11 protein-coding genes and 1 pseudogene are annotated in these 13,797 nt (G+C 42.3%); 5 read left to right on the top strand and 7 right to left on the bottom strand.

The genetic code is table 11. The features are described from left to right. Position 1 precedes the first annotated feature (1 nt). From EES38_RS15650 to EES38_RS15635, 4 genes are all read left to right on the top strand, one after another. Positions 2–805: an ABC transporter permease gene (locus EES38_RS15650; RefSeq protein WP_124938153.1), complete on the top strand. Its 804-nt coding sequence runs from the start codon at positions 2–4 to the stop codon at positions 803–805. Between the two features lie 9 nt (positions 806–814). Next, the gene (locus EES38_RS15645; protein WP_124938152.1) at positions 815–1,951 is read left to right on the top strand and encodes an ABC transporter ATP-binding protein; all 1,137 of its coding nucleotides are present in this window, start codon (positions 815–817) and stop codon (positions 1,949–1,951) included. A gap of 224 nt (positions 1,952–2,175) precedes the next feature. Beyond that, on the top strand, positions 2,176–2,670 hold the full coding sequence (locus tag EES38_RS15640) for an Hcp family type VI secretion system effector (RefSeq protein WP_124938151.1): 495 nt from the start codon (positions 2,176–2,178) through the stop codon (positions 2,668–2,670). Beyond that, positions 2,663–3,469: a DUF4225 domain-containing protein gene (locus EES38_RS15635; RefSeq protein WP_166434289.1), complete on the top strand. Its 807-nt coding sequence runs from the start codon at positions 2,663–2,665 to the stop codon at positions 3,467–3,469. The genes EES38_RS15640 and EES38_RS15635 overlap by 8 nt, the downstream gene beginning before the upstream one ends. Before the next feature lie 501 nt (positions 3,470–3,970). Here the strand turns inward: EES38_RS15635 and EES38_RS15630 are convergent. The 5 genes and pseudogenes from EES38_RS15630 to glnT all read right to left on the bottom strand — a co-directional run bounded on the left by EES38_RS15630 (position 3,971) and on the right by glnT (position 9,545). Further along, positions 3,971–4,974, bottom strand: a pseudogene (locus EES38_RS15630) (IS3 family transposase). A 248-nt stretch (positions 4,975–5,222) separates the two neighbouring features. Further along, positions 5,223–6,548: an FMN-binding glutamate synthase family protein gene (locus EES38_RS15625; protein ID WP_124938149.1), complete on the bottom strand. Its 1,326-nt coding sequence runs from the start codon at positions 6,546–6,548 to the stop codon at positions 5,223–5,225. A 16-nt stretch (positions 6,549–6,564) separates the two neighbouring features. Next, positions 6,565–7,248, bottom strand: coding sequence for a GltB/FmdC/FwdC-like GXGXG domain-containing protein (locus EES38_RS15620; RefSeq protein ID WP_124938148.1), 684 nt, complete (start codon positions 7,246–7,248; stop codon positions 6,565–6,567). 18 nt (positions 7,249–7,266) lie between these two features. Next, positions 7,267–8,166 (bottom strand): class II glutamine amidotransferase, encoded by a 900-nt coding sequence (locus EES38_RS15615; protein WP_124938147.1) that lies wholly within the window; start codon positions 8,164–8,166, stop codon positions 7,267–7,269. Between the two features lie 41 nt (positions 8,167–8,207). Further along, a complete protein-coding gene (gene glnT / locus EES38_RS15610) occupies positions 8,208–9,545 on the bottom strand; it encodes a type III glutamate--ammonia ligase (RefSeq protein WP_243694207.1) in 1,338 nt (445 codons plus the stop codon). A 252-nt stretch (positions 9,546–9,797) separates the two neighbouring features. Between glnT and EES38_RS15600 the strand changes: the two genes are divergently transcribed. After that, complete coding sequence (locus tag EES38_RS15600; protein WP_124938145.1) at positions 9,798–10,451, top strand: helix-turn-helix domain-containing protein; 654 nt, start codon at positions 9,798–9,800, stop codon at positions 10,449–10,451. 46 nt (positions 10,452–10,497) lie between these two features. Here the strand turns inward: EES38_RS15600 and EES38_RS15595 are convergent, their stop codons facing one another. Together EES38_RS15595 and EES38_RS15590 are read right to left on the bottom strand one after the other, a co-directional pair. Continuing rightward, complete coding sequence (locus tag EES38_RS15595) at positions 10,498–12,825, bottom strand: glucose/quinate/shikimate family membrane-bound PQQ-dependent dehydrogenase (RefSeq protein ID WP_124938144.1); 2,328 nt, start codon at positions 12,823–12,825, stop codon at positions 10,498–10,500. A gap of 395 nt (positions 12,826–13,220) precedes the next feature. Then, complete coding sequence (locus EES38_RS15590) at positions 13,221–13,637, bottom strand: VOC family protein (RefSeq protein WP_124938143.1); 417 nt, start codon at positions 13,635–13,637, stop codon at positions 13,221–13,223. Between the last annotated feature and the right edge of the window lie 160 nt (positions 13,638–13,797).

Raw genomic sequence — 13,797 nt, 5'->3', positions numbered from 1 at the left:
CATGCTGCTTTCATATAACTCAATGCCAACGCGAATAAAAGCGCTGCTTTATGTCAGCACTGGCTCCATAACCGCCATACTCGCGTTACCGATTGTATTCATCGTCGCATTATCCTTTGGGTCGTCTCAATGGCTAGTTTTTCCGCCCCCATCCTGGACAACAAGATGGTACGAAGAATTCTTTGCTGACCCCCAGTGGATTGAATCAAGCATCACTAGTTTAAAAGTAGCGTGCCTTACTGCTGTTTGTTCAACTCTTATTGCGCTGCCCGCATCTTTTGCTTTGGTGAGGGGAAAGTTTAAGGGCCGAGATTATTTATACAGCTTTTTCACGATGCCCATGATAGTGCCTGTCGTCATTATTGGTATCGCAATGTACGGTGTGTTTCTCTCGTTAGGAATGACCGGTACGCTGTTCGCCTATGTCGTTAGCCACATTATAATCGCAATTCCCTTTTCAATTATTTCGATCATTAATTCGTTAAGACTGTTCGATAAATCTATTGAAGATGCAGCGGTTATTTGTGGTGCGAGCCGATTACAAGCCATCATTAAAATCACCCTACCTGTGATTAAACCTGGCGTCATTTCTGGGGCGCTATTTGCGTTTCTCGCCTCTTGGGATGAAGTGGTGATCAGTATCATGATGGCTTCACCAGAACTAAAAACTCTACCAGTAACGATGTGGTCTACCTTACGTCAAGACTTATCCCCCGTCATAGCAGTTGCGTCAACTCTGCTAATCATTCTCTCGATCGCTATTATGGTCGTTACCCACCTTCTCAAGAAGTTCAATAATCGCTAAGGAGCAGCTATGACGAACTCAAATATTGATACCAATACACTTGTTAGCCTACGTGCTCTTAAAAAAGAATATGGCCATTTCACCGCAGTTAACTCGATAGACTTGGAGATTAAAAAAGGGGAATTTCTTACCTTTCTTGGCTCTTCAGGCTCCGGTAAAAGTACGACACTTTCCATGATTGCTGGCTTTGAAACGCCGAGCTCTGGCGAGATTCTTCTTAGTGAAAAATCACTGATTCGGGTTCCCTCTCATCAGCGAGGCATTGGGATGGTGTTTCAGAATTATTCTCTTTTTCCGCATATGTCGGTGCGTGACAACATTGGATTTCCACTTGATATTCGCCACTTCAGCAAAGAAGAAAAAAGAGAAAAAGTAGAGAACGCATTGCGACTGGTTCAACTTGAGTCTTTCGCTGACCGCCGACCTTCAGAGTTATCCGGTGGTCAAAAGCAACGTGTCGCCATTGCCAGAGCTCTGATTTATGAACCGGATATCCTGCTTATGGATGAACCCCTTGGCGCATTAGATAAAAAGCTGCGCGAAGACCTGCAAGACGAATTACGCCTATTGCATCGACGTCTAGGTATTACCATTATCTACGTTACCCACGACCAAGATGAAGCTATGCGTCTGTCAGAGAGAATCGCCATATTCAAAGAAGGAGAGATTGTTGGTTTAGGTTCGGGTAAAGATCTCTATCGAAATCCACCCAATGCATTCGTTGCTTCGTTTCTTGGTAATTCAAACTTCATTAACATTACCATTGGCAGAAATAATACGGCTCATTGTTTGGGTTCGAATATCCTCCTGCCGGAGAATCATGGCTTTCAATATAACTCTGACGCTCTCCTCATGATTCGACCAGAAGATATTCGCCTGCTATCCAAAGAGGACGAAAAGGACCTATGTACGTCAGACAACCTTTTGTACGGAACCATTGAAGAAACCGTTTTTTTAGGTGAAAGCGTTACCTGTAGTTTAATTTTAGAAGATGGTACTCGTATAGTGAGTAAGTGTATGGCGAATGATATTGATACGCTTCAGGCAGGAAATACCATCGCTCTAACCTGGCAAACAGACTATTCATCCGTCTTTGAATATGACTCGGTAAGCAGTGGTTTTATTAAATCGAGTATTGCGGCTTAGACGTTTTTCATTATAGCCTGATACTGATATCAGGCTTATACTCCGCGAAGTTCATTACTATATATATGCCTAAAATACATGATGATATAGAACTATACTATTTATAATAATATAATTAATATCTTACTAATAAGATGATCTCTACTTAATGTAAAGTTTCTCTTGCCCTATCGCACATGACTATTAAAATCTTTTCGACTAAATTCTAGATAGAGCAAAATCTAATGGCGCACGTTGCATATTTAAGTATTACAGGGAAGACTCAGGGCCTAATCTCTAGGGGATGTAACACCCAAGATTCTCTTGGTAGTAAGTTCCAATCAAATCACACTGACGAAATAACAGTGCTTTCTTGTCACCACTCAATGTCAAAGTTTGGTGGAGGCCATAGAAAATCACATAACCCATTAGTCATCACAAAAAATATCGATAAATCAACTCCTTTACTATCGACGGCTTTCTCTAAGGGAGAAAAGCTTAGTTGTAAGCTAAGTTTTTATAGAAATAATGAGCAAGGCTTTAATGAGCATTTTTATTCAATTGAATTAGTTGACGCCGTAGTTGTAGGCTCTGAATTTTCTTTACCTCATACGATAAACTCTCATGGCGACGAAATGCATGAAATAATAAGCTTGAGCTACAACCAGATAATATGGACACACAAAATCTCTGGTACAGAAGGGTTTGACTCTTGGGAAAATGGGGGATGGGGTGGATAGCAATATTAGTTATGATACTGGCGTACTTCAAGCTAAATCTAGACGTCTAGTCGTCATGGCATCAATTGAAAGTCAGAAGCATATTCGTGATGACACAATCAAAGCTCGATTGATAAAAGCATATAGTGATACTTCAAGTGATATTGTAAGACAGTTTCAATTAGGTCAACAATCCCTCGAACAATCGATAGAGTCTATTGATCAAGAAATAAGAGAGCTTACAAATCAATCATCGCGTATTTTAGAAACCTACAAAGATCCGATAATGAAAGGAATCGGGCTAGCCGCAGGAATCGCACAAGTAATTGGAGGTGGCTATGGCGCTTTGATGTCCGGTGGAACATCCATATTTTTTGATTTGACACTTCTTAATGGCCTAAATAACGTATATGAGAATGGTGTTTATTTCATTACAGGAAATAAAGATGCACAAGGATTTATGAGGCAGTTATACAAACTAGCTGCTAAATATTCGGATCAACCAGAAATATATGGCAGCTTAGCTTATAGTATCTCGGACTTATTTCTTTCTGGACTAGGCTTATTCAGTTTATCCAAGGAAGTTAAAATCATTGAATCTGGCGTATTTGCAGGTAATAAAAAATTTACTCTATTTAGAGCCTTTGATAGTGAACTTTTGCGTGAGTACCAAACAATGTCTAGACCTATGTTGAGTTTAGAAGGTGGCTCTGACATTATAACTATCGATGGTATCGTGAATGATATAAACGCATTAGAAAAGCGCTCACCGCATACGATGGATGCTGCATTAAAGGAAATGATTAGAAACCAACACTAGCCGAAATCAGAGAGATATCGAATGTTCTACCTTGTTTCCATTGCTGTTTTTTTTATAATGAGAATGATTTCGAATTACTTAGGATCATCGGTTAATAAAAACTTTATTGTAGGAATATACACTATTACGTTTTTACTGATATTAGGTAACTATGGTTGTATTTTTTATTATGGTACCGGTTTATTCTTAATCAAACAAATAGTGCCTGATTATACCAATGATGGTATCGTTCGGTTTGCCAGCTTAGGAATGTTCCTGCTATTGGCATTCACCTGTGCACCTAAAAAACAATCCAGAAAAAGCCACTAATAGGCGGTCAAAGAAAGGATGAGAAATATAATCAGAGTCGGGAATTAGTATTTTTGTCCCGGTACACAAGTCGATCCCTCTAAAGGAAGACAAGCCATTGCTGCCGACTCAGCAGTTAGTGCGACTAAATCCTCTTGTTCAAGTTACTTGAATCAATCTTACTGATCTGCTCCAGCCAGACTGGACACTTCATTAAGAGACATTCTGCTGTTCAAAGTTAACAGGGCTTCGATACCCAAGAACACTATGCCTTCTCGTCCGATTATAATCAACCTCTATGTACTCGAAGATCGTTTGGCGCATCTGGTATCTCGTCATAATCGGCTCATATTGGTTCGCTTCAAATTTCATCGAATGGAAGAAGCTCTCAACACAAGCATTGTCCCAGCAGTTTCCTTTCCTACTTATACTTTGCTCTAGATTATAAACCGTTATGAGGTCTAGATAATCTTTTGAGCAATACTGACTGCCTCGATCACTATGAACGATAACCTGCTCGGGGAATCCGCGACGGAACAAAGCCATTGATAGAACATCACAGACCAGCGTAGCCGTCATTTTACTTGTCTTGAGTAACGGTCAATAATTACTGTCAAGTATAACCCTCCTTCGCTTGTCGCAAAATAGCTGATATCTTCCGCCCATTTTTCATTTGGAGCCGCTGCGTTAAAGTTCTGAGCCAACAAATTTGGACCAACTGGCATTTGATGCTCGCTGTCTGTAGTGTACTTAAATTTACGTACCGCTTTCGGCGTTAAGTCTTGACGCTTCATACTAGCTGCAATGGTTTTCACATGGTGGTTATCACCGCTCTCAGACAGTTCTTTGGGGATTCGCCTTGAGCCATCTCGGCCTTTGCTGTTATCAAAATCTTCTTTGACCTTTGAATCAATTTTTTGGCGAATTGCCTCGCGTTGGATGGCTTTTTGGCGATTTTTAACCCAGTAATAAAACCTACTTCGGGATACACCGAACACCTTAGTCAAATGTACAATATTGAAGTACATCAGGTGTTCGAGCATAAATTCATAGCAATTTACTTTAGATTTTTCGCAAAGTAGGTGTAGGCCTTTTTTACAATTTCTAGATCTTCTGCTTGCTCAGCCAATTGCCTTTTGAGCTTGGCAATCTCTGCCGCTAGCTCTTACTCTCGCTGACTCGTATTGGTGTCTTTCTTCGAGTTTTCCGCTACCCATAGATTTAAGATTCATTTAAAGCTGCCTTGCTGCCGCATCTACTCCCACTTTCGCTGCTAGATACAGGGCTTCTACTTTAAATTCAGGGGAATGTTTAATTCTAGCTTTCTTAGTTGTCATTGTTCACCTCTTAGTGATTGTACTCACTTAACTCAGTGTCCAAAACCGCTGAAGCGGATCAATTCAAGTAAAAAAGGCCGCTAAAAGGCGGCCAACGAAAAGATGAGAAGTAAAATCAAAGTCGGGAATTAGTATTTTTGTCCCGGTATCCAAGTCGTTCCCGCTAAAGGAACACGAGCCATTGCTGCTGACTCAACGGTTAAAGCAACCAAATCCTCTGGCTCAAGGTTACGTAAGTCATTCTTACCACATGCTCTCGCCAACGTTTGTGCTTCCAGAGTAAGGACACGTAAATAGTTTGCCAGTTTATGACCTGCAGTTTCCGGATCTAAACGCTTCATCAATTCAGGGTCTTGTGTCGAAATACCTGCCGGATCTTTCCCTTCCTGATAATCATCATAGAAACCAGCAGCAGAGCCAATCGCCTCGTACTCTTTTTCCCATTTAGGGTCGTTACATCCCAGAGCGATAAGAGCAGCTGTACCAATTGCAACTGCATCAGCGCCTAGGGCCATACATTTTGCAACATCAGCACCATTACGGATACCACCAGAGACTATCAACTGAACTTCACGATGCATACCCATTTCCTGTAGAGCCTGAACAGCCTGAGGAATAGCAGCTAGCGTGGGAATACCAACGTGTTCGATAAATACATCTTGTGTCGCTGCGGTACCACCTTGCATCCCATCCACAACTATAACGTCTGCGCCTGCTTTTACAGCAAGTTTGACATCATAATACGTTCGTGTGGCCCCGACTTTAATGTAGATAGGCACCTGCCAATCAGTTATCTCTCGTAGTTCCTGAATTTTAATCGCCAAATCATCAGGTCCCGTCCAATCTGGATGCCGACACGCAGAGCGTTGGTCGATACCTTTTGGCAAGTTACGCATGTGAGCGACACGGTCAGTAATTTTTTGCCCCAACAACATACCACCACCACCGGGTTTCGCACCTTGTCCAAGTACCACTTCAATCGCATCCGCTTTACGTAAATCATCCGGATTCATCCCATATCGAGAAGGGAGATATTGATACACGAGTTTTTTTGATTGGCCACGTTCTTCGGGAGTCATACCACCATCACCAGTTGTTGTCGTAGTACCAACAGTCGAAGCCCCACGTCCCAATGCTTCTTTTGCGTGTGCCGAAAGCGCACCGAAACTCATACCAGCAATTGTGACTGGAATATCGATCTCAATCGGTTTCTTCGCAAAGCGAGTGCCAAGCTTAACGGACGTATTACATTTCTCACGATAGCCTTCTAATGGGTACCGCGACATACTCGCGCCCAAAAATAGCAAATCATCAAAGTGCGGTAAGGCACGTTTGGCACCAAACCCTCGAATATCATAAATACCCGTTTCTGCAGCGCGACGTATTTCGGCCATTGTACGTCGGTCGAATGTCGCAGACTCACGTAAACTTACATTTGGGTTATCTTTACTCATGACAGAAATCCTTTTCTTAGTATGCTGAAGCGTTATCGACTTTGAAGTTATAGAGCTGACGAGCTGAACCGTAGCGTTTAAATGCTGCAGGATCATCATCACAACCTGCTTTATCTAACAATCCTTTTAACTCAACGATATGTTCATCACGCATCTCTTTTTCAACACAATCCGCCCCTAACGACTGAACGCTGCCTTTCACATAAATATGTACTTCATATAGTGAATCACCTAGTGCCTGCCCTGCATCACCACACACAACAAGGCTACCAGACTGCCCCATAAAGCAACTCATGTGACCGACGCTTCCTTTGACCACAATATCAATGCCTTTCATTGAAATACCACACCGTGCGCCAGCATTGCCATCGATCACGAGTAAGCCACCATGAGCTGTAGCGCCAGCAGCCTGAGAGGCATCGCCTTTGATATGAACTTTTCCTGACATCATGTTTTCAGCAACGCCTTGACCGACGTTACCATGAACAGTAATTTCTGCTTCTTTATTCATACCCGCGCAAAAATATCCAGCATGACCATGTACATCCAATACAATCTTGCTATCTAATCCGACAGCGATGTTATGCGCTCCCTGCGGATTGGTTATCACCCATTCAGCTTCTGTTAAGTCCGCTTTTTGGTCATGCAACTGCTGGTTGAGTTCACGTACGCTACTTGTTTTTAAATCCACTGTTTTCATGCGTTATTTCCCTTTAACTTACTGACGTTCCCAAATATAAAAAGTGGCAGGTTCTGGCTCCCATACCGTTGCGTTTTCAATTCCAGGAAGAGTGGATAACGCTTGGTATTCAGAGGCCATTGCTACGTAATCATCAGTTTCTGCTAACACAGCTGGTTTGCACGCAATTGGATCTCGCATAACAGCAAAACCGTCTTTGGTCCCAATTGTAAATGTGAAAAAACCGTCCAAATCGTCTAGTGCGCTTTCAAGGGATTCTTTTAGCGTATCTCCCTGATTCAGACGCCAAGTTAGATAACCCGCCGCGACTTCAGAGTCATTTTCCGTTTCAAACTGAATACCTTCACGTTTAAGTTTGTCGCGTAGACGGTTGTGGTTAGATAATGAACCGTTGTGTACAAGACACAAATCTGAACCAGTAGAGAAAGGATGGCTACCTTCCATAGTGACCGCAGATTCAGTCGCCATGCGTGTGTGTCCAATAATATGAGATCCTTTCATCCCACTTAATTGGAACTTATTCGCAATATTTTCTGGCAGACCAACCTCTTTTAAAATTTCGATAGATGAGCCTGCACTGAGGATTAACATCTCAGGTGCGTTTGCTTCTAGCCATTGACGAACTAACATCTCGTCACTTTTTACTTTGAGTACCGCTACATTTGCGTTACTTACATAAGAAGCTTCACAACCCAGTGCTGTCGACAGCTTATCTGTAAGCGGTGCCCAGTCGTACGATTCTCCTGAATAGCGTACTGTCAGCTTAACCCAACCTTCTGCAACATTGTCGCCATATATCGCAAATCCGGCGCTGTCCGGGCCACGATCTGTCATTGCAATGAGCATTGGTTCAAACAGTGCTCCGAGTTGGTTTTCATATTTATCATTTTTAAGGTAAAGACCTACGATTCCGCACATATTAAATGCCTCTTAAAGATTTAAATTCATGTGAGTCTGGGTTAGAAAAACTCAGCGTACTTACGCACTTCCCAATCAGATACATACCGAGAGTATTCAATCCACTCTTTGCGCTTAACATTAATAAACTCAGAGACAATGTCCTTACCCATCGCTTCAACAAAAATGGTATCTTTCTCGAGAGCTTCTATGGCTTCACCCAAATTTTGCGGCAAAATAGGAATATTCTTCTCAAGAATTTCGTTTAGGTTAAGATCATACAAATTGATGTTCATCGGCTCGCCGGGATCCAACTCCCTTTCTACACCGTCCAATCCAGCAGCAATAAGAGCAGCGTGAACTAAATACGGATTACAGCCAGAATCAGGTAGACGAAATTCAAGTCGCCCGTAAGGAATTCGTAACAGCGCAGAGCGATTATTGTCCCCGTAGCATTCGTATGCAGGAGCCCAAGTCGCACCAGAGTCATTACCACCAACAACTAAACGTTTGTATGAGTTAACGGTTGGGGCTGAAAACGCACAAATGGCTTTGGCATGAGCTAAAATACCAGCGACAAAATGGTAAGCTGTTTTTGATAAACCCATGCCATTTCGGTCACTGTCGTCATGGAATATATTAGTGCCGTCTTTGTCATTCACAGACAAATGAAAATGCATACCACTACCCGTTTTATCTGGTGACGGCTTCGGCATAAACGAGCATACAATTCCCATATCGTTTGCAATTTCGCCTGCAGCCATACGTACAAACGTAAATCTATCCGCAGACTCTAATGCGTCACCGTAGGTATAGTTAATCTCAAACTGACCATTTGCGTCTTCGTGATCGATTTGGTAAACATCAAAACCCACTTCCATTAATGACTCTGTTAACCGCTCTAGGAATTCTCTTGAGCGAGATAAGCCCTTATAGTCATAACAAGGCTTTGCCAAATTATCCGATTGGTCGACCGGTAACATTTCACCATTGTCACCCTTTTTAAATAGGTAGAACTCAGGCTCAAGTCCTGTATTCAATGTCCATCCTCGTGATTCGAGTTTCTTAATCTGATCCTTTAATACAACTCGAGAACAGTAAGGATGTGGTTCATTGTTTACATACCCATCGCAGACAAGTCTTGCGTAACCTGGTTGCCATGGCACAATACTTAGAGATGACAAATCTCCGCGCGCCATGAAATCAGGTCCATGAGGTTCCATCGCTAAGCCACTGACGGCAAAGCCTGCAAATCCAGCCCCTTTTTCGACAACATCGAAAATGTTCTTAGCTGGTACCGATTTTGTTTTCGCAACGCCATGGATATCAACGAACTGTGCGAGCACGTACTTGATATCGTTCTCTTTGAGAAAACTATTTACCTTATCGGTATGCATCATATTACTCCTTTTGAATTTGTTGAGCTGAAGTCCTTTCTCTCATTTCTTTTTCAACAGCTTACGGATGTTGAGAAGGATTGTTATTTTCCCTGTGGGAATTTTTATTTATTATCAGGAAAGCAAAATGCTTGCCAAATACTTTCTCAATAAGAAAATATTTTTCCCACCAGTGCAATTTATTGATTTAAACGGTGTTAATGAAGGAAAAAGGCGTGTTATTATGGCGCCAATCATCCAGATTTGAGGCTTTCCATGAACAAAGACGCACCATCTAGACACGTTCGCGCACTAAATGAGGGCGAGATAAGCTCAGATAAACGTTCGAGTCCACGTCTTAAGCTAGAGGACTACATTGCGATGCAGGTTAAGCGTAAGCGTATTGCTCAAGATCTGAAGATTGCCGACGTTGCCAGAATTGCAAAACTCAGCCAGGGCATGGTTAGTAAAATTGAAAACGCTCAGGTGTCTACAAGTTTGGATACATTAAGTCGCCTATGCGATGCGATTGGACTGTCTATTTCACAACTATTCGCCGACTATGACCGTCCCGAAGGTGGTGCCCAGTTGACAAAGGCGGGTCAGGGAATGGAAGTCGTAAGGCGTGGTACAGAAAAGGGGCATACTTATCAATTACTGAGCTATAGCCGTGGTGAAAAGCAATATTACGAACCATTTTTAATCACGATGGATGATGAAAGTGAAATTTTCCCCACGTTTTCTCACAGTGGACAAGAGTTTATCTATCTCTTAGAAGGTGAGATTCTCTACAGGCACGGAAATCATCTTTATTCAATGAAGCCTGGCGACTCACTGTCTTTTGACTCTTCGATTTCTCATGGGCCAGAAGAATTACAAAAAGTCCCCATCAAGTTACTGTCGTTTATTGTTCACGACGACGAAAATTAAACAAACTTAAATCAGAAAGGTCGGGCAGATAGCCCGACCTTTTCATTTATTTAAGTTTATAGGCCACCACATAATCACCGATCGTAGTATTAAGAGAGCCGTGTCCTCCAGCAACCTGTACTACCATCTGCTCACCTTTACTGTTGAGGTAAGTCATAGGTGTCGCCTGCCCCCCTGCGGGTAATCGAGCTTCCCAGATCTGCTTACCAGAAGTTAGATCATAGCCTCGAATATAGTCATCTAGTGAAGCGGCCATGAATACGACACCACCACGGGTAATAACTGGCCCACCAATACCGGGCATACCCAACTTAATTTTGAGTGGTAAAGGTGTCATATCACGAATCGTCCCGTTTTTGTGTTGCCAAACCTTCTCACCGGTATTCAAGTCAACACCTGCAACGTAACCCCATGGCGGTTGCTGACATGGTACTCCCAATGGTGAAAGAAACGGACTCAGCGACACAGAGTAAGGACCACCAGTATTTGAGTTTAATCCATGTTCACCAGTATTCACAGGACCTCTATCTGAGCCATCATTTGGTACAAGCTTAGATACAAATGCAAGATATAGCGGCATACCAAACATCACTTGCTTCTCTGGGTCAACCGCTACACTCCCCCAGTTAAAGACGCCGAAGTTACCCGGATACACTAAAGTTCCCTGAGTAGATGGCGGTGTGTATTGACCTTCATAACGCAGCGAATGAAATTGAATACGACAAATCATTTGGTCAATTGGTGTCGCTCCCCACATATCCGCACCCGTTAACTTTTTAGGTTTGAAGTTTAATTCTGAACTAGGTTGGGTTGGAGACGCGTGGTCACCCTTAATAGTGCCTTGAGGGGCAGGAACTTCTTTGATTGGAATGATGGGCTTTCCGGTCTCACGGTTTAGAACATAAACATCTCCCTGCTTGGTCGGTACAACTAGCGCCGGCTGCTTTCCTGTTGACGTCTGCATGTCAAACAAGACAGGTTGAGCAGGTGTATCCATGTCCCAGAGATCATGATGAATAAACTGTTGTACCCAAGCTACCTTACCCGTATCAATGTGTAATGCCACTACTGACGTTGAGTACTTTTCTTCTTCAGGTGTACGGTACATACCTAACTGATCGGGTGTTCGGTTACCCATTGGAAGATACAACAACCCGAGCTTTTCATCAGCACTAGCAACGGACCAACTATTCGGTGAGCTTTCGGTGTACGTTTCACCCTGAGAAATTGGTTTTGTTTGATCAGGCTTAGCTGCATCCCAGTTCCATTTCAGCTCCCCGGTATCAACGTCATAAGCGCGTATCACACCGGAAGGGGAATTCACATCATAGTTATCGTTAACTGAACCACCAACGACGACGACACCGTTTGAGACTAAAGGAGGTGATGTCGAATAGTAATAACCCGCTTGCTTAAACGGCATATTACGCGTCAAATCCAATACGCCGTCTTTAGCAAACTCCTCACAGCGAGCGCCTGTAGCAGGGTCAAGCGCAATTAATCGCGCATCAGATGTTGGTAAAAAGATTTTTGCATCACAACGAACCGGATCGAGTTCCTCAGATGGTGAACTTTGTATTTTAGCCTCATGAACATCTCCAGATTGCGGTGGCTGGTAAGATACACCACGACAGGTCTGATGTTGACGCTGCATTTCAGTTGGCACCTTCGCATCGTATACCCATTGCTTTTTACCGGTATCCGCATCTAATGCAACTACCCAGTTATGCGGCGTACATAGGTATAACGTATTTCCAACTTTAAGAGGCGTTGCTTCATAAGTCGTTTCACCGACATCCTGTGGCCCTTTCTTATCTCCTGTCTCATAAACCCAAGCCTGTTCCAGTTCTTTGATGTTGTCAGGCGTAATATTATCTAATGGCGAAAATCGCTGCCCCATATTCGAGCGTCCATAGGCATACCAATCAGTTTCGGGGGAGTTGCCTAAGTTGGCAGAGTGATTCACTATCTTGTCTGGTAAATCTCCCTGTTTGTCTGTTGGATTATTGATTAAACTACCTAACAAAAAAACAGCAACAAGTGCCCACACCCCAGAACTCAGTAGTCTTGAATACTTTGGGGTAGAAAATGCAACTAGCAGTGGTATCGCGATAATTAAGAATAATCCTAGTCGAGGTGCTAGCGCCCACCAATAGTAACCAGACTCATAGAAAGACCAAACCGCAGTAAAAACGAGAAGTGCACTATATAAAATGTGTGTATTCGCTCGGTTTCTAAATCCAGAATAGCTACTAGTGAGAAGAAGTAGACCAGCAATTAAATAATACCAACTGCCGCTAAGTGAAATAAGATATGCTCCGCCAACCGTGAGTGCTAACCCGACAATGGCCGCCAAGATGGCAAATATCTTCATTGATATCTCCTATCCATTTTTTGATATTTAGGTTTTTAAACCAAAGCAATTTGCATGCAAAAAATGAAACAATAGGTAAATTAAGAGGTAGTTAAAAATAAAAAACCATAAGAAACAAATTATTATAATTTTACAAAATGAAATGCTGTATAAAATTACGTCATTAAATACATGTACAATGATACTCGCCCCGGTAAAAAATACTCATCAAGCCGAATACCATGTACATTTTTCAAAAATAAATGGAAGACGGTTCATTACAAGGTGAACAAAAGATAAACAGTGGTTAAGTGAAACGATTTAGAGTACCGGCCCTAAATCGTTTGAATTTTATAAAGCGCAAAAAATTCGAAGCTAGAAGTGAGAGAATTATCTGAAATTCGTATCGATGCTACTTATCTTTTTGCCATCGGATGATCTGGGTTGAGTTGAAGCAAGTCCCAGAGATTTCCATAAAGATCTTCAAATACAGCAACGGTTCCGTAGTCCTGCTCTTTAGGATCGCGGATAAATTTAATTCCAATCGATTTCATTCGCTCATAGTCTCGCCAAAAATCATCGGTGTTTAAAAACAAAAATACTCTGCCACCCGCTTGGTTCCCAATAAACTCATGTTGTTCCGGCTTCGACGCTTTCGCTAAAAGTAATGTCACGCCATGAGAATTGGGCGGCGCAACGACAACCCATCGCTTATCCTGCTCTGGTTGGTAGGTGTCATCAATCAATTCAAATTTAAGCTTATTGACGTAAAAATCGATTGCTTCATCGTAATCTTTGACAACTAGAGCAATGTGTACAATGTTTTGCTGCATTATAAGTCCTTGGAGCGCATTGGTTTGTTGGAAGGTAAAGGTAAAAGTTTGAATGTGGCATCGAATAGCTATGCTTATATCGGCAATACCTTAGCATCGATTTATCTGAGCGCTACAAATTTATTACAAGCTAATTATTCGCCACATTCATTCGTTACTG

This window comes from Vibrio viridaestus (assembly GCF_003856525.1).
Taxonomy (GTDB): Bacteria; Pseudomonadota; Gammaproteobacteria; order Enterobacterales; family Vibrionaceae; genus Vibrio; species Vibrio viridaestus.
Note: the sequence above shows the minus strand (reverse complement) of the source record. Positions and strands in the feature narration are given on the sequence as shown.